The following is a 17,518-nucleotide window of genomic DNA, read 5'->3' as shown; positions in this document are numbered from 1 at the left end:
CAGCGATATCAAACAGGTTAATGTCCGATTCCCGCACGTCAGCCACAGGTCCGAACGCCATAATGAACAAAAAACTGACTCCGAGCGATGCCATGAAGAATCAACAACAGGCGCTGTATAGCGCGCTGAGTGCGCGTGACCGTAAGTTTGACGGACGATTTTTTGTCGGTGTCTCCTCCACCGGTATCTATTGCAGGCCGGTATGTAGCGCCCGCACGCCAAAAATCGAAAATTGTACGTTTTACCCTAGCGCTGCCGCCGCTGAACTGGCCGGTTTTCGCCCCTGCCTGAAATGCCGCCCTGAATTGGCTCCAGGGCTGGCGCTGATCGATCTGGGCAATCGCTATGCTCAGGTTGCGGTTCAACTGATCGAGCAGGGCTATCTTTCAGAGCACAGCTGTGAACAACTGGCTACCCGCCTGGGGATTTCCGATCGCCATCTGCGGCGCATTTTTGCCGAGCAGTTCGGCGCTTCCCCCATTGATTACGCCCAGTCGCACCGTCTGTTGCAGGCCAAACGGCTGCTGGCGGATACCGATTTGCCCCTGAGCGAGGTGGCGTTTGCCGCAGGGTTTGGCAGCCTGCGGCGTTTCAATGAGCTGTTTAAAGCCCGTTATCGCCTGATCCCTTCGGTATTGCGTAGCACTGCTGGCCGAAGTGAGCGTGCCGCCTCCAGCGGGCTGGTGTTTCATCTGGGGTATCGACCACCTTACGATTGGCCGCGTATGCTGGGGTTCTTACAGGCGCGTGCAGTAAGCGGCGTGGAAAGCGTTGTCGGGCAACAATACTGCCGTTCGATCGCGGTGGATCAGGGGGGCGTCGAATATTGCGGTTGGGTGAGCGTCCAGCCAGAAGAGGCGCGCAACCGGGTGCGGGTGGAAATTGCCCCATCGCTCAGCCGAGTGACGACCGAAGTCCTGCGGCGTATTCGCCAACTGTTCGATCTGGATGCCGCGCCGGACCGTATTTGCGAGGCGTTAGGCGCGTTAGCGGCGGATGCGCCCGGTTTACGTTTGCCAGGCTGCGTCAGCAGCTTTGAGCAGGCTACGCGTGCGGTGTTGGGGCAGTTGGTCAGCGTCAAGATGGCGGCTACCTTTGCCGGACGGATGGCCGAACGCTGGGGAACGGTGCTGGAGCAACCGTATGGCGATATCACTCATATTTTTCCGCAGGCGGCGCGGATTGCCCAGCTGCAACCGGAAGATCTGCGCCCATTGGGCGTACAACTGAAGCGTGCGGCGGCGCTGATTGAAATTGCGCGCAGGGTGACAGAAGGGCGTTTGCAACTGGATAACGTGCTGGATATCGACCAGGGTATCAAAGAGTTAACCGCACTGCCGGGGATAGGCAGTTGGACTGCCAGCTATATTGCTATGCGGGCCTGGTCATGGCCGGACGTTTTTCTGGCGGGAGACTATCTGATCAAACAGCGTTTCCCCGGCATGACGCCACGCCAGATTGAGCACTATGCTGAACGCTGGCGACCTTGGCGTTCTTACGCCACCTTGCATCTGTGGCATAACGATCGTTGGGCACCTTCAGTGAATACCGAAGTAGCCGCCGCTGAGTAAATCGCTCAGCGGTAGTTCCAGTGCAACGGTGTCACCGTCTACCAGATCGACCCCGATGGCAGTCAGCGCACTTAGCGTAACTTGCTGATGTGCGGGGCCGGCCAGAGTTTGGGTATTAATACGATGCGCGGCACCATGGATCATCGAAACCATCAGCTCATCCATTTGGTTGCAGTGGACGTCGGTGATAAAACGCTCGTCGATGCGGATGTAATCGATAGTCTGGCCGTTTAACTGATCGAAGGCGTTCAGGTTGCGGCCAAAACCATTGACGATCAGCTTGCAGCCCATCTGCTGCAAACGGCGGATAAAGGCACCGCCATCCTCTGGGTGATCGAGCACAATGGTCTCATCCACCATCAGATACAGTGCGCTGGCCGGCAGCACGGAAGCTGCCAGTAACTCCAGCAAATAATGTTGAAAATCAAGATCCAGCACGCTGTCTGTGGCCAATGGCAGCGCAATGGCCAGCCCCTTGCGGCGCAGAGCCTCGGCGTGTCTTTCCAGTACCTGGCTTACCATCCAGCGATCGACATCCGGCAGCATGCCGTAGAGCTGGGCGGCGGCAAGGAAGGACCCTGAGGCCAGCAGGCGATCGTCGGGTGGGTTAACGTGCAGCTTTAACTGATAGAAACAGACCGCCTGCGGCGTTTTAGGCGGTGAGGCAGCCCTGACGTGTAACAGCAATTGCTGATCATCGATAATATTCAGCACTTCCTGGCGCGTTAGCAGCTCATGCTGGCGCTCCATCTGTTGTTTTTGCCGGGCTTCATAAATATAAACCTGACCGCGGCCATGGTGCTTGGCGGTATAACAGGCGATATCGGCCTGTGCCAATAGCTCGCTGCTCTTGCCGCTGGTGGCCCCGATTTGGGTAATACCAGCGCTGGCGCCGACATGATAAACCTTGCCTGCCCAGCAGAATGAATGTTCGCCGACCTGCTCGATCATCTGCTGCATCAGCAGCTTGGCCTGCTCCAACGAACAGTCGAACAGGATCAGGCCAAATTCGTCGCCACCGAGCCGCGCCAGGCAGTCGCTGTTACGCAGTTGGCGTTGCATCAGTTGGCCAATCTCCCTGAGCAAGGCATCGCCTGCCGCGTGTCCGGCGCTATCGTTAACCGCCTTGAACCTGTCGAGATCGAGGAATACCAGCGAGTGCTGTTGCTGGTGTTCGGCCGCGCTGGCAATGGCACCCTTCAGCCTCTTTTCGAAGCTGGTGCGGTTTTTCAGGTTGGTCAGCGCATCGTGTGAGGCGTTATAGCTGAGCTTTTTCATCAGTTCCCGCGAGGCGCTGACGTCCTGCAACACCATCACTGCCCCCATCACCTCGCCCTCGATGGTTTTTAGCGGCGACACCGATTCCTGTACGTCGAAGCGGCGTCCGTCACGGCTATGCAGTACCAGAGCGTATTCTGCTGGCAGGGGGGGCCCCTCATGCAGACAGTTTTGCACCGGATTTTCTATCTCTGGGCCATCCTGGCCGTTGGTCATCCGCACTACGCCGTTGATCGGCATACCGAGCGCCATCTCCAGCGGCCATCCGCACATTTGTTCAGCTACCGGGTTCATAAAGGTGATACGCATGTCGCGGTCGGTGGAAATCACCCCTTCGCCAATGGCGTCGAGCGTAATGTGCAAACGTTCCTTCTCTTCGTGCAGCGCTTCGGTCAGCGATTTGATTTCCGTCATGTCGATATGGGTACCGATCATCCGCTTTGGCTCGCCGTGTTCATCGAAAATGGTATTACCCTGGGCGCGAATATGACGAATTCCCCCCAGGCGGGTCTTGATGCGGAACTCCATCACAAACGGCTGGTGGCGGTCTGTGAGTGTTGCCATTTGCCGCTCAATGCGTTCACGATCCTCCTCCAGCATCAAAGAACTCCACAGTGCCAAGGTGGGGTTTTGATCCGGCGTCAGTTCGTACAGCTCGAACATTCGTTTGTCCCAGGTGAGTTTATCTCCGGGCAACATCCATTCCCACACGCCGATCCCGCCGGCCTGATTGGCTAGCGTTATGCGTTCCATCAGGCTGCGGTTCTCCGCTTCGGTACGTTTTAGTTCGTTGATATCTTCTACTTGGGAAATAAAGTACAGCGGTTGGCCCTGCGGATCGCGCACCAAGGATACCGCCAGCAGTGTCCAGACGCTCTCTCCGTCGCTGCGGATATAGCGTTTTTCCATGGTGTAGCTGCTGATGTGGCCATCAAGCAGGTCTTGTAACTGTGTCAGATCGGCATTTAAATCATCGGGATGGGTAATTTCTTGAAACGTCAGGCGGCGCAGGGTTTCTGGGGGATAGCGCAGCAGTTTGCACAGCGCCTGATTGACCTGTAACCATTTCCCTTCAGGTGACACCAGCGCCATGCCGATAGCCGAATACTCCAACGCATTACGGAAACGCGCTTCGCTTTCCACGATATGCTCTTTTTCTACCCGGAAGGCATGCATCACCATCGCCATGGCATGGGCCGGGATCAGGATCAACATCAGCGGCAGGTAGATTGTCACATCGCTTAAAAACGCTCCCCTATCCTGATAATGCAACAGCCCTAGCGAGATCATCACCGTAATCATCAGGGTCGTGGTAAAACAGATGATAAAGGCTTCGAGCCGCGGTAGGCTGATCGCTGCCCACAGCAACGGCAGGATGATAAAGGTAAATGGGAAGGGGAGGTTGAGCAGCGCCAGATAGCTGAAGACCAGTGTCCCCAGCGATACCAGCAGCAGTTCAAACAGGTTTAGCGTTCTTAACATTGAGCGGCGATAAACCAGCCCGATCGGCGCCAGAGCCAGTACGCCAATCGCTTCGGAAATAAACCAGGTGCTGAAGGGCTGCCAAAAGGTTTCCCCCGGTTCTGGCGCTACTGTGGCCGCCAGTAGTGCGCTGAACATAGGCATGAAGATCACGGCGCAGAAAACAAATTTCAACCAGCTTGCCAAGTCGTTTAACGGATCGTTCGGCTGCAGTATTCGCCGTAATAGCAGGGTACAGACGGTGGCTTCCAGCAGGTTGATCAGTGTGAGCTTGACCGGGAACCAACTGAGGCCGAACAGCACGAAACTGGCAATACACATGCCGATCCCGCTGAAGATCAAGTGCAACGGCCAATTGCGTGGTGGTTGGTGGAACATCAGCATAATAACGGCGGCAGTCGGGAACCACAGCGGGGTAAAGTGGCTGGATTCTGCTGACAGCGTCAGGCACAGGTAGGCCAGCAGAAACACAATCAGTGCGCTCAGCAACGAGTGGGTGAACAAGGCACCTTTAGCCTTGAGTGGGTGCTGCGCTGCGCTGAGATCCATCGGTAACCTTCACTTGTGCAATCGACCAGGAAAACCTGCCGCCATTTTACTCACCAGAGGGGGGTCCGCGGGCGAGTAATACCTATCCAAGTATATACTTGTCTTGTTACAAGCCACAGTGTTACGCACAACTTGGCTCCGTTTCAGTCTGACCATCGGTGACACCGGCTAAAGCAGGAACACGGTCGCCAACCCCAGAAAGATAAAGAAGCCGCCGGTATCGGTCAGGGCGGTGATCAGTACGCTGGAGCCCACGGCAGGATCGCGGCCCAGTTTGAGCATGGTCATCGGTATGATCACCCCCATCAGCGCGGCGACCAGCAGGTTGAGCATCATGGCCAGCGTCATCACGCCTCCCATTGCCAAATCGCCATACAGCAGATAGGTGACCAGCCCCATGATGCCGCCCCAGACGATCCCGTTGATGATGGCTACGCCCAGTTCTCTGAACAACAGGCGCGAAATATTGCCCTCTTCGATCTGATGCAGCGCCAGCGCGCGCACGATCATGGTAATGGTCTGGTTGCCGGTATTACCGCCGATACCGGCGACGATGGGCATCAAGGCGGCCAGCGCTACCAATTGTGAAATGGTGTGTTCAAACAGGCCAATAACTCTGGAGGCGATAAAGGCGGTACAGAGGTTGATTGCCAGCCAGGCCCAACGGGTTTTCACCGCCTTGCTGACCGGGGCAAACACGTCTTCTTCCGGGCTTAACCCCCCCATACGACGCAGAGTGGTGTCGCTTTCTTCGTTAACCACGTCAACGATTTCTTCGATGGTTAACCGCCCCATCAGTTTGCCTTTGGCATCGATCACCGGGGCGCTGATCAGGTCATAACGTTCGAACGCGCTGGCCGCAGCTTCGGCTTTGTCTTCCGGCTGGAAGGTGGTGGGATCGCTGTCCATCACCTTAAACACCGGGGTTTGCGGATCGTTAAGCAGGATCGCGGTCAGCGGTAGTTCACCTAACAGGGTATTTTTGCGATCGGTGACGAACAGTTTATCGGTAGCGTCCGGAATGGTTTTGCGTTGACGCAGGAAGCGGTGTACGGCCCCCAAAGAGACATCAGGGCGTACCGAGACCAGCTCGAAATCCATCATCCAGCCGACGGTATCCTTGCCGTAATGCACCATCTCGCGCACCTGCTCACGCTGCTCTGGCTCCAGTGAGGTCAGCAGGCGGCCCATCAGGTTACGCGGCAGATATTGCGCCAGATAGGCCTGTTCATCGACATCCAGGGTTTTGATCGCCTTGAGCAGGTCTTTATCGCTCATCTCTTCGATCAGGCTATCCCAGACGGGTTCAGCAACTTCTACCAGGGTTTGGCCGCGCTTGGTGTTATCCACCAGCCGCCACAGCGCCAGGCGTTCATCTTGTGGCAACGCTTCTAGCAGGTCCGCAAGGTCAGCGGCGTGCATATCTTGCAGCAAGTGGGTGATTTCGGCGGTATGATTAAGCAGTTCGCCTTCGCTGAGTTGTTTTTCATCCCCTGAGCGACCAAGAATGCCGTCAATCAAAGGGGCATTATTTAACAGTAGGCTTAGAATGCGCTGACGATACTCAGCGACTTTTTTGACGTTATGTGTTGCGGCGGACATGGAATTCCTTAACGCTGACTTGGCACACCGGGTTCCTTTTAGACTATCTTTAAAAGATAGAGCATAGCGGCAGTTGGCGTGATTTTTATCAATCTGATGGCGCAGGGTCAGCAGCTTTAGCGTGCCAGTGACTCAGGGTGATGGTCGCTTGGTAGGGCAAGATAATCACCGATTATCCACGCGGGCTTCCTGGGTCTGCGGTTCAGGCAGCGATCTTTTTTCCTGATGATGGGGAATAGCGGCAATGGCGGCATACAGCAGGCGACCGACTAGAATGATGAAACTGATCAGCAGCACGACTTTGGTCATACGCCCGGTTGTGGTCTTTCTCATGGTTCATTGAGCCCGTCGGTTTTTCCCATTGGCATTGTTCAAGCACCGTTTGGGGCTGCCGCTGGTAAATGATGGTGGCGATTACTGTTTTTTGGCCTGCCATGGCTAACATTGATCTAAATTGTAAATGGAATTCTAGGCTCTGATGACAAAAGATGTCCATTTATTTCCGTGCGTTTGACTGAGCAATTTAGTTGTGGTTTATGTCCACCGCTTTTTAAGCGGTCACTCTAAATGCATAGGATATAGATTTTGTCTGATTTTTTGTTGTGTATTAATAGGTTATTATCAGCCTATGAAGTGGCGTATGGATTTTTCTTAGCCTTTTCTCTATTAATTGATCGTGGTCAAATCTTAAGCTATCGCAGAGAATAGAATTCACAGCCATTCTTGATGCTGGAAGTGCATGTCTCAGCTTGCTCCCCGAATGGTTCTGTGGTGGGATCGGATCCTGCCTTTTCTGCGATTTAAAACGCTTAAGCGACGAAGTGAATCACGCCTTAGCGGATACAGTGTCTTGATGGGTATTTTAAAGTTCTGGAATAATTTACGTGACCGTTGGTGGGGGCAGCCTATAGTGCTGAGCCTGCTGCTGGTGCCGCTTGCAGGCTGGCTATCGCCACGCCTGATGCTGCCTGATGGCAAAGTGTATCTGGTTTATCTACCGCTGGTGGTCTGCTTTTCTTTGCTGATGGTTTATGACTGGCGTGCCATGCCAGGCATCGCTTTGGCGATCCTCATCCGTTACTCCAACCGTTCCGGCAGCGAAGTCGACGTGATCATGACGTTGCTGTATGTGGGATGTCTGAGCATTTGCTGGTGGGGCTATCGCTGCCAGTCGCAGCGCCGCTGGTGTGTGGGGCTCACCGAGCTGAAGCTGGGTAAATACCGGCTGATCTGGCTGGTGCTGATGCCGCCAGTGCTGTTTATATTTGGTTTACAGCTGGTTATCGGCCTCGATTTTTTGCCGGACGAACTCGGCATGCTTTCCGGTAACGGTAATCATTTACACGCACTGATCAATTTTCAGGCGATCCTGATTGGCTGCCTGTCTTCCATGCAGTTGTTCTATTTCGCCTTACGGATCATTAAGAATCCCAAATTTGCCCGCGTACTGTTGGGAAGGATCCGCCGTGAGATGGCGCCGTCGGTCAAAAAGAGTGAGCTGCAACTGTGGTTGGTGGTGCTGATTGCCTTGGTGGTGGTACTTGCCTACCACACGGCAGATACCAACGCGATGCAGGTGCCCGACTACAGCCTGACGCTGTTATTGCCGGTGATGCTGTATAGCGCCATGCGCTTTGGTTATCTGTTCAACTGTATTATCTGGGCGGCGACTCTGCTGGTGCTGTTCTTTAACTATCCGGGCTATGTGCAGTGGGATAGCCTGCTGCATAACCTGACCATGATCTCGTCAATGATGCTGGCGTTCACCCTCAGTATTTTGCTGACTTCTGCGGTGCACACTCGCCAGCGAATGGATCATGCCAAGGCGCAAAACGCCTCTCTGAAAGATCCCGTTATCGGCCTGCCCAACCTGCGCGCATTGAAGCGCGATCTGGCCAAGGTGCCGCGCTCTACGCTGTGCTTCCTGCGGATTTCCGAGTTGGATTTGCTCAGCCGGAACTATGGTATGCAGTTGCGCATCCGCTTCAAACAGAAATTGGCGGGCAGCCTGCGCACGGTGCTCGAGGAAGGGGAAGACGTCTATCACCTGCCGGGGTACGATCTGGTGCTGCGGCTCAACGGTTCTGACGGTGAGGCACGGGTGGCCAAAATCCAGAGTACGCTGGAGAAGTTTCGTCTGGTGTGGAACGGTCTGCCAATCCATCCACCGCTGGGAATGAGCTACTGTGGAGTCTATTCGGAAGTGGAACATCTGCATCTGTTACTGGGGGAATTGAGCTCGTTGGCGGAAATGTCGCTGACCAGTGGTCGGCCTGAAAACGTGCAGAACGGTCATCATGTGGTGCAGGATGAAATCAAGCGCAAAGTCGCTTTGTTACACTGGGTGCAACGTTCGCTAGATAACGACGGTTTCATGCTGATGGCTCAACCGATTGTCGGGATTCGCGGCGATTCTTACCATGAGATCCTGCTGCGTATGCTGGATGATGAAGGTAACGTCATTCCTCCCAACGAATTTCTACCGGTGGTGCATGAATTTGGTTTGGCTTACCAGTTGGATATGTGGGTACTGCGCCAAACCCTGCAGTTTATGGCGCTCCATCGCGAAGGTATGCCTAGCGCGCGCTTTGCGGTGAATTTGTCACCGTCCTCGCTATGTCGCCCAAGCCTGTGCCAAGACGTGCGCGATGCCCTGCGGCAATACCAGATTGAGCCTTATCAACTGGTGCTGGAGGTGACAGAGTCTCATCTGGTGCAGGATGTGAAATATGCCAAGAACTCGCTGAAAGAGCTGCGTCAGTTAGGTTGCCGCATTGCCCTGGATGATTTTGGCACCGGCTATGCCACCTACGATCGACTGAAAGAGCTGCATGTCGATATCTTGAAGATCGATGGCAGTTTTGTGCAGGACATGCTGACCAGCAAGGTGGATTACCAGATCATTTCGTCAATCTGTAAAGTGGCGCTGATGAGAAGGTTGTCGATTGTGGCAGAATATGTCGAGTCGGCCGAGCAGCGCGATGCGCTTAAAAGCTTGGGTGTGGATTATATGCAGGGCTACTTTATCGGTAAACCTCAGTTGTTGGCGTCTCTAGTGCCGATGGAACCACAGTCGGAAGACGAAGAGTCTGACTGAGAGTATGCCCCTCACCCTAACCCTCTCCCACAGGGAGAGGGGACCGATCGAGTACGCTGATTTTTCTGCGCCATACTCCATCCGCGTTCTTCTTACTCCGCACATACCGGAGCAGCATAGGCTAACCAAGCACTCCGGTCAGCTCCCTCTCCCCGTGGGAGAGGGTTGGGGTGAGGGGCACAAACGGCTGGATATTCCATTAAGATCTCAATCAAAACGTACTGAATACGGTGTGGGTTACGCCGCAGGTTTTGCGTCTGCGTCCTGCTCGCCTTCTTCTTCTATCACCAGTTTCCAGCCAACCACGTCATTCCAGTATTCCTGCTCACGCTCGAAATCGAGCTGTACCAGGTTGTTCTGCGTCAGATAGCCCACTGGGAAGCGTAGCGTCCAGTGATTATCATCGGTTGTCAGGCGTAGAGTTTCCGGCGTGGTAGTGGCCTGACGCTGATTGTTAAGCAGGGTACTCAGGCGTAACAGCTGGATCAGCGGCAGATAATATTTCTTCTTGAACAGGTTCAAGCGGGGTAACTCTTCGAGCTTGATCGCTTTACGCTGGAAGCGCACCAGCGCCGACAGCAGCAACTGCTGTTCCTGGTTGAAGCCCGGCAGGTTGGTATTTTGCAGAATATAGGCGGAGTGGCGGTGCATACCGCTATGGTTGATGCTCAGCCCCACCTCATGCAGCATGGCGGCCCATTTCAACAGCGCCTCCAACTGTGGCTGCACCAGTTTGGTATTTTGCGCCATCCACTGAGCGTACAACAGCTCGGTGGTATCGAGCACGCGCTTGGCCTGCTCGCGGTCAATATTATAGTGATCGGCCAGGCTTTTGGCCGTGCGGCTGCGAATATCCTGGTGGCGGAAGCGGCCTTCCATTTCATACAGCACACCTTCGCGCAGGGCTCCGTCTGACAGGCGCAGATCGCGGATTGCCAGCGCATCAAACACCCCACACAGGATCGCCAGCCCCGGCACAAATACCGATTGACGATCTTCCGACAGGCCCGGCAGGCTCAGGGCGCTGAAGTTTTTAAACTGCAACACCTGCTCAACCAGCAACTCCAGCCGTTCAAGGGTAATCAAACCGTCTTTTTCACCCATGGCCACCAAAACTTCGTGAGCGGCCTTGATGGTGCCAGATGCCCCCAAGGCATATTGCCAACCCTGAATGCGGTATTGCCAGGCCAGGGTTTCCAATTTTTGTGCGGCGGCCAGGCGTGCCCGCTTAAAGTTGGTTTTGCTGATCTCCCCATCTGGGAAGAACAGGTGGGCAAAGCTCACGCAACCCATGCGACGGCTCTCTGCCAGCAGAGGCTCAAAATCCTCCCCGATCACCAGTTCGGTAGAACCACCACCGATGTCGATCACCAGCTTGCGGCCTTTTTCCGGCTGAGTATGTTCGACACCCATAAAAATCAGGCGGGCCTCTTCCTGCCCGGCGATGATTTCGATTGGATAAGGGATCACTTTTTCCGCCCGCTTGAGGAACACCTCGGCATTCACCGCCTGACGCAGGGTGTGTGTACCTACGATCGTGACGTTATCCGCCGGGAACCCCTGTAATCGCTCGGCAAACAGCGCCAGGCAGGCCAAGCCGCGCTCCATGGCTTCTTCACTGAGCACGTTTTCGCTGTCCAATCCATCGGCAAGGTGTACCCGCTGTTTTAAACGGCCTAACACCTGTAAGGCGCCGTTAACGACGCGGGCGATCACCATATGGAAACTGTTCGAGCCAAGATCGATGGCAGCGATTTCCTGTGGCTTATTATTGGTTGCAGTGCTTTTTAGCGGCATAGTTGCTGGCCTAGTTGTCCGGTTGTTCCAGAGCTTTTAAATACTCATAAATGGCCACCTGTGCACGGACCTTACGGCGATTGCCACGCGGTACATACTGGTTGCTCAGTTCTTTATCGATATAGCGTGCCTTGACCGTATCGCTGAACAGCAGCTCCAGAATGTCCAGAACGCGCTGCTTGAGCGCCGGATCCAGCAGCGATACTGCCACTTCGATACGGTAATCTATGTTACGGGTCATCCAGTCGGCGGAAGAGAGGTAAACCCGTTTGTCACCTTTGTTTTCGAAAACGTATACCCGATCGTGTTCCAGAAAACGGTCGACGATGCTGATAACCTGAATATTGTCACTAATGCCCGGCAGGTTGGGGATCAGCGAACACATGCCACGTACCAACAGACGGATTTTCACGCCGGCAGCGGCAGCGGTATATAACCGATCTACCAGCCCTTTATCCACCAGATTATTTATTTTCAACATAATAGCGGCGTTTTCACCGGCTAATGCGTTGGCAATTTCACGATCGATCAGATCGTACAGCATGCGGCGGGAGTTCTGCGGCGACACCATCAGGTTGTCGAAGGAGACCGGCCGGTACGGATTTTCAATAAAATTGAATACCCGGCGTACTTCGTTAGTGATGCGCGAATCGGCGGTCAGCAGCGAGTAGTCGGTGTAGATACGGGCGGTTTTTTCGTTAAAGTTGCCGGTACCAATATGAGCATAGCGCACAATATCGTCGCCTTCACGGCGCGAAATCAGGAATAGTTTGGCGTGAATTTTCAGCCCCGGTGCGGAGAAGATCACGTGCACCCCGGCCTCGGTCAAGCGTTTGGCCCAGTGGATGTTGGCCTCTTCGTCGAAGCGTGCCTGTAGCTCCACCACCACGGTCACTTTCTTGCCGTTATGCGCCGCATGGATCATCGATTCGATAATGCGCGAGTCTTTGGCTACCCGATAGATATTGATTTTTATCGCCAGCACGCTGGGATCGAACGACGCCTGACGCAACAGCTCCAGCACGTGTTCAAAGGTGTGGTACGGGTAATACAGCAGCACGTCTTTTTCGCGGATGGCATCGAAGCCGTTGCGGAATTTATCGAACCAGATATGCCGCAGGCGCGGTAACGGGCGATTGACCAGATTGGCCTTGCCGACGTTCGGGAAGCTGATGAAGTCTTTAAAATTGTGGTAACGGCCACCGGCAATCACCGAGTCGTAATTGGATATCCCCAGCTTGTTGCGTAGCAGCTCCACCATCTCGTTGGGCATATCGCGCTGATACACAAAGCGTACCGGCTCGGCGGTCAGGCGCTGTTTCAGGCTCGACGACATCAGTTCCAACAGGCTGGATTCCATTTCGGTCACCAGATCGTATTCTGCATCGCGCGTCATTTTCATCGAATAGGCGTTGAGCGCGTCATAGTCGAAGAAGCCCTTGAAGATGTCGTCCAGGCAATAGCGCAGGATGTTATCCAACAGGATCATTGGCTTGCGTCGGCGGGGGGCTTCCGGCGGCAGATTGACGAAACGGGGCACTTTATCGGAAGGAATTTCCAGTAACGCATAATCGATGCGCGTACCGCGAATGATCTCCACCGCCAGATAGGTGTAATCGTCCTTCAGGAACTGCACCAGATTGGTGTCGTGATTGATCAGGATCGGCGTGATGTGCTGGCGCAAATGATGCTTGAAGTATTGCCGCAGCCAGATTTGCTGGTTCTCCGACACCTGGCGCTCGTTGATCAGGAAGATCTGGTTGCGCGCCATCTCCAGCAGCAGATCGTTGTACAGGCCGTCGAACTCCTGATCGGTCTTCAGCACCTTGGCCTGAATTTTTTTCAGCAAATGACGTGAAGCGCCACCTGAACCCTGTTCTTCGCTAATCAAGATGCGCCGTTTCAGATCGGCAAAGCGGACTTTGTAGAATTCATCCAGGTTATTGGAGTAAATGCCCAGAAATCGCATGCGCTCAATCAAGGGATTGCTCTTATCTGCGGCTTCCTGCAACACGCGTTCATTAAAGGATAACCAGCTTAATTCTTTGTCGATGTAGAGCTTTTCCTGACCCATTGCTACTCCAGTTCAATTTTAGAAAAGGATCGGACTTATCGCCGAATACCGCTCTAGTGTCCTTCTTCATTATTGCGAGAGATTGACAACAATGTCCAACATATCTGCGGAGTTATCCCGCCGCATTGCCCGCCACAAATTGTTATTCCTCCATCGTGGTACCCGGCAACTTTGTCATGCAAACGTCACAAAACTGACATAAGATGCCCGGTTATCTTTGGGTGCAAGCCCGACAACGGAACCGACGACAGGCAAATGGCACAGACAACGCTTAACCAACATCCCCGGGATCGCCTGCGTGCGCACGTTGATCGTGGCGTACAAGGGGCCGTGACCGTCAGCGGGCTGCTGGTATTGATGACGCTGATGCTGATCTTTGTCTATCTCTTGCTTTCGGTTTTACCGCTGTTCAAACCGGCCTCGCTAGGCACTTCGCGCGTATTGCCAATGAGCTACAGCTCCCCGGCGCTGGCCATTGGGATGGACGTACAGCAGCGTATTGGTTATCGCATCGATCGCCAGGGGGAAGGGCATTTTTATCCGTTGCAGGCACCGAGCAATAACCCTGCACAGCAAACGCTATTGAGCCAGCCTACATTATTGGCTCAGGCGGTTGGAGAGCGTGACCTGTTTGCCCTGGCTCGCGGGGATGGCCGATTGGTGGTTGCCCAAGCAGATTTTGCACCGGCGGGCGGTGGTGAACCCCAGTGGCGTTTCCCGCTGGGGCAGGAGCCCTTGGCGTTTGATCCCCATGGGCATGCACTGACATTGCTAAGCCTGGCACAAGTCCGCCGGGGCAACTTCCTGCTGGCGGCGGTAACAGACGACAACCGGTTGCTGTTTGGGCGTTTCAGCCCGACGCTTCAGGGCCACCCCACGGAAATCCCTTTGGCCGCCGCACCACAACAACTGTTGCTAACGCCGGATGGCCGCCAGCTTTATCTGTTAACCGGTAACCAACTGGCCCGCTATCAGATTGAAGGGGCACAGCCGCAGCTGCGAGAGACGCGAACCTTGGGTGAACATCCTCCCTATCGCCTGACGGCGTTGCCAGGGGGGAGCGCATTATTGATCCAGGCTGGCGACGGTAGTCTGCGTGAATGGTTTGACGTGGAGAAAAACCAGCGCTACCAGTTAGCACCGATACAGCAATTTGCCCATCAGACTACCACGCAGGAGTTGTTGGTCGCCGAGCCGTATCGGCGGGTATTCGCCACCTTGCAGCCGCAGGGCGAGTTCGCCTTGTTTTCCAGTATCCAGTCCAAGCCGTTGCTCAAGGACAAGCTCCCCGCCAACGTACAACAGATGGCGTTTGCCCCGCGTGGCGACGGTCTATTGCTGGAAACGGCCCAGGGTTGGCAGCATTATGCCGTGGATAATCTCTATCCAGACGTCACCTGGCGTTCACTGTGGCAGCGGCTGTGGTATGAGAACTACCCAGAGCCGGCCTATGTATGGCAATCCACCTCGGGGGAAGATAGCTACCAGGCTAAATTCAGCCTGATGCCGGTGATCTTTGGCACCTTCAAGGCGGCGGCGTACTCCATGTTATTCGCCATCCCGCTGGCGTTGGCCGGGGCAATTTATACCGCCTGCTTTATGTCGGCAGGGTTAAGGCGGGTCGTCAAACCGGCGGTCGAGGTGATGGGCGCGTTGCCAACGGTGGTGATTGGGCTGGTGGCCGGTATCTGGCTGGCACCGATGATCGAGCGTTATCTGCTGGCCGTGTTGGCCTTGCCGTTCTTGTTGGCAGGGGTCGTGCTGTTATGCAGTTGGCTGGTTAACCGATTTACGACGCGGCCTTGGTCACCGGGTTGGGATTTACTGTTGCTGTTACCGGTGGTGGTGCTAACGGTTTGGCTGGCGCTTGCTGTAGGACCTTGGCTGGAGCTTAAGCTGTTTGGTGAACCGCTGCATTTCTGGTTGGGTGAGGACTTCGATCAGCGCAATACGTTGGTGGTGGGCGTGGCGATGGGCTTCGCACTGGTGCCGATTATCTTTTCGCTGGCAGAGGATGCGTTGTTCAGCGTGCCAGCCTCGCTTAGCCGGGGTTCATTGGCCCTGGGGGCTACCCAGTGGCAAACCGTATTGCGCGTGGTGTTGCCTTCCGCCAGCGCCGGTATTTTCTCTGCGCTAATGATCGGTTTTGGCCGCGCGGTGGGGGAAACCATGATCGTGCTGATGGCCACCGGCAACACGCCGCTGATCGACGGCAGCCTGTTCCAGGGCTTACGGGCGATGGCGGCCAATATCGCTATCGAAATGCCAGAGGCCGTCACGGGCAGCAGCCATTATCGGGTCCTGTTCCTGACCGCGCTGGTGCTGTTCATCTTTACCTTTGTGTTTAACACGCTGGCGGAGGCGGTACGTTTACGCTTGCGTAAGCGCTATACGCTGAACCAGGAGACACCATGAGAAGCTGGGTGAAAAGCGGCTCCCCGTGGATTTGGCTGACGGCGGCATCGGTGGCCATCAGCCTGCTGGCGCTGATCGGCATTTTACTGCTGCTGGCCGGGCAGGGGACGCGTTATTTCTGGCCCAGCCCAGTCTATCAGTTCGAGCTGAATCAGACGGCCGCAGGCCCGGTAACGGTCGTGGGTGAGCTGTATCAACGGCAGACAATCTCGCGCCAGCAATTGCAAGACGCCGGTGTTGCATTGCCACCAGGAGAAGCACAAAGCTTTATCCGTTACTTGATCAAAGTGGGGAACCGGGAAAACGAAGGGCAGGATTTTCGTACTTTGCTGGCCAGTGACGTCAGTAAAATGACCACCCCACGCGACTTATTGGTGTTGGAGCGCAACAGTCACGGCACCGCTTACGGCTACCTGGCCGGTTTACTGGAAGATGGCCAACCGTTAACCGGCAGCGATCTGAGCCAGGCGTTGCAACAGCGCTTGCCGCAGATTGCGGCGCTGACGCGACAGGCACATGATATTCAGTTTCGCGACATGGCACGGATTAACGAACAGTTTGAGCATTTACGCCTGCATGAAAAGAGCCTGCAGCGTGAGAATAAGCTGGATGCGCGCTGGCAAGCCTCTATCCGTGCCGAACGGCAGGAGTTGCAACGCCAATACCGTCAGCTTGCAGGCAAGCTGCAAGGATTGGAACGCGATCGCCAGCGTGATGCCTTACTGCTGCGCGACATGCACGGGCAGGTTCACACCATTGCCCTGAGCCAGGTGCGCGATGCCTGGTATCCGAACGACATGAGCAGCGGGCAGAAGCTGGCGCACTGGGCCAAGCAAATACAAAAATTTCTGACCGACAGCCCACGGGAAGCCAATACCGAAGGGGGCGTGTTCCCGGCGATCTTTGGTACCGTGTTGATGGTGATCCTGATGTCGATCGTGGTGATGCCGTTTGGCGTGATTGCCGCCGTCTATCTGCACGAGTATGCCGGTAATAATCTGTTGACGCGGCTGATCCGCATCTCCGTGGTGAATCTGGCAGGGGTGCCGTCGATCGTCTACGGGGTATTTGGTCTGGGATTCTTTGTCTATATGGTGGGAGGCTCGCTCGATCGGCTGTTTTACGCCGACTCCTTGCCGAACCCAACGTTCGGCACACCGGGCGTGCTGTGGGCCGCCTTGACCCTGGCCTTGCTGACCTTGCCGGTGGTGATTGTCGCTACTGAAGAAGGGTTGTCGCGCATTCCCGTTTCGTTGCGCCAAGGGTCATTAGCTCTGGGAGCCACCCGGGCGGAGACCCTCTGGCGGATCGTGCTGCCGATGGCGGCACCGGCGATGATGACCGGCCTGATCCTGGCCGTAGCACGAGCGGCTGGGGAAACAGCTCCGCTGATGCTGGTTGGCGTGGTGAAATCGGTACCGGTGCTGCCGGTGGACGATATTTTCCCCTATTTGCACCTGGAACGTAAATTCATGCACCTGAGCTTCCAGATCTACGATATGGCATTTCAGAGCCCCAGCGTAGAAGCAGCGCGGCCAATGGTGTTTGCCACGGCATTCCTGCTGGTGTTAATTGTTGTTGGGTTGAACCTGACGGCAATGGGTATCCGGCATTCGCTAAGGGAGCGGTATAAAGCATGGTCGCAGTAACAAG

General features: G+C 55.2%; 9 protein-coding genes. 4 read left to right on the top strand and 5 right to left on the bottom strand.

The features are described 5' to 3' along the window. The first annotated feature begins 62 nt into the window (after positions 1–62). On the top strand, positions 63–1,571 hold the full coding sequence (alkA, locus tag ACKWMY_RS04095; RefSeq protein ID WP_211134940.1) for a DNA-3-methyladenine glycosylase 2: 1,509 nt from the start codon (positions 63–65) through the stop codon (positions 1,569–1,571). Here alkA and ACKWMY_RS04090 read toward each other — a convergent pair. The 3 genes from ACKWMY_RS04090 to ACKWMY_RS04080 all read right to left on the bottom strand — a co-directional run bounded on the left by ACKWMY_RS04090 (position 1,539) and on the right by ACKWMY_RS04080 (position 6,815). After that, on the bottom strand, positions 1,539–4,880 hold the full coding sequence (locus tag ACKWMY_RS04090) for a diguanylate cyclase (protein ID WP_409485935.1): 3,342 nt from the start codon (positions 4,878–4,880) through the stop codon (positions 1,539–1,541). The two genes, alkA and ACKWMY_RS04090, sit on opposite strands and share 33 nt — an antisense overlap. Positions 4,881–5,048: 168 nt before the next feature. Continuing rightward, the gene (gene mgtE / locus ACKWMY_RS04085; RefSeq protein WP_024527046.1) at positions 5,049–6,482 is read right to left on the bottom strand and encodes a magnesium transporter; all 1,434 of its coding nucleotides are present in this window, start codon (positions 6,480–6,482) and stop codon (positions 5,049–5,051) included. A gap of 165 nt (positions 6,483–6,647) precedes the next feature. Next, positions 6,648–6,815: a YfgG family protein gene (locus tag ACKWMY_RS04080; RefSeq protein ID WP_065686557.1), complete on the bottom strand. Its 168-nt coding sequence runs from the start codon at positions 6,813–6,815 to the stop codon at positions 6,648–6,650. A gap of 520 nt (positions 6,816–7,335) precedes the next feature. On the opposite strand from ACKWMY_RS04080, the gene ACKWMY_RS04075 reads away from it, so the two are divergent. Beyond that, complete coding sequence (locus tag ACKWMY_RS04075; RefSeq protein WP_024527047.1) at positions 7,336–9,579, top strand: EAL domain-containing protein; 2,244 nt, start codon at positions 7,336–7,338, stop codon at positions 9,577–9,579. 237 nt (positions 9,580–9,816) lie between these two features. Here ACKWMY_RS04075 and ppx read toward each other — a convergent pair whose 3' ends face one another. Both ppx and ppk1 read right to left on the bottom strand, forming a co-directional pair. Then, a complete protein-coding gene (gene ppx / locus ACKWMY_RS04070) occupies positions 9,817–11,376 on the bottom strand; it encodes an exopolyphosphatase (protein ID WP_024527048.1) in 1,560 nt (519 codons plus the stop codon). A gap of 10 nt (positions 11,377–11,386) precedes the next feature. After that, positions 11,387–13,450, bottom strand: coding sequence for a polyphosphate kinase 1 (ppk1, locus tag ACKWMY_RS04065; protein ID WP_024486375.1), 2,064 nt, complete (start codon positions 13,448–13,450; stop codon positions 11,387–11,389). A gap of 255 nt (positions 13,451–13,705) precedes the next feature. On the opposite strand from ppk1, the gene ACKWMY_RS04060 reads away from it, so the two are divergent. Together ACKWMY_RS04060 and pstA are read left to right on the top strand one after the other, a co-directional pair. After that, positions 13,706–15,865, top strand: coding sequence for an ABC transporter permease subunit (locus tag ACKWMY_RS04060; RefSeq protein WP_409485934.1), 2,160 nt, complete (start codon positions 13,706–13,708; stop codon positions 15,863–15,865). Further along, a complete protein-coding gene (gene pstA, locus ACKWMY_RS04055; RefSeq protein ID WP_409485933.1) occupies positions 15,862–17,514 on the top strand; it encodes a phosphate ABC transporter permease PstA in 1,653 nt (550 codons plus the stop codon). Before ACKWMY_RS04060 ends, pstA begins: the two co-directional genes overlap by 4 nt. Positions 17,515–17,518: the final 4 nt, after the last annotated feature.

Origin of the sequence: Serratia sp. J2 (assembly GCF_046269175.1) — a bacterium.
GTDB classification, from domain to species: domain Bacteria; phylum Pseudomonadota; class Gammaproteobacteria; order Enterobacterales; family Enterobacteriaceae; genus Chania; species Chania fonticola_C.
The sequence above is the reverse complement of the archived record's forward strand: the minus strand, read 5'-3'. Positions and strand labels throughout refer to the sequence as shown.

Excerpts from the sequence above, each read along its gene's own strand:
- alkA (WP_211134940.1), top strand. The coding sequence starts at position 63 with ATGAACAAAAAACTGACTCCGAGCGATGCCATGAAGAATCAACAACAG.
- mgtE (WP_024527046.1), bottom strand. The coding sequence starts at position 6,482 with ATGTCCGCCGCAACACATAACGTCAAAAAAGTCGCTGAGTATCGTCAG.
- ppx (WP_024527048.1), bottom strand. The coding sequence starts at position 11,376 with ATGCCGCTAAAAAGCACTGCAACCAATAATAAGCCACAGGAAATCGCT.
- ACKWMY_RS04075 (WP_024527047.1), top strand. The coding sequence starts at position 7,336 with ATGGGTATTTTAAAGTTCTGGAATAATTTACGTGACCGTTGGTGGGGG.
- ppk1 (WP_024486375.1), bottom strand. The coding sequence starts at position 13,450 with ATGGGTCAGGAAAAGCTCTACATCGACAAAGAATTAAGCTGGTTATCC.
- ACKWMY_RS04080 (WP_065686557.1), bottom strand. The coding sequence starts at position 6,815 with ATGAGAAAGACCACAACCGGGCGTATGACCAAAGTCGTGCTGCTGATC.
- ACKWMY_RS04090 (WP_409485935.1), bottom strand. The coding sequence starts at position 4,880 with ATGGATCTCAGCGCAGCGCAGCACCCACTCAAGGCTAAAGGTGCCTTG.
- ACKWMY_RS04060 (WP_409485934.1), top strand. The coding sequence starts at position 13,706 with ATGGCACAGACAACGCTTAACCAACATCCCCGGGATCGCCTGCGTGCG.
- pstA (WP_409485933.1), top strand. The coding sequence starts at position 15,862 with ATGAGAAGCTGGGTGAAAAGCGGCTCCCCGTGGATTTGGCTGACGGCG.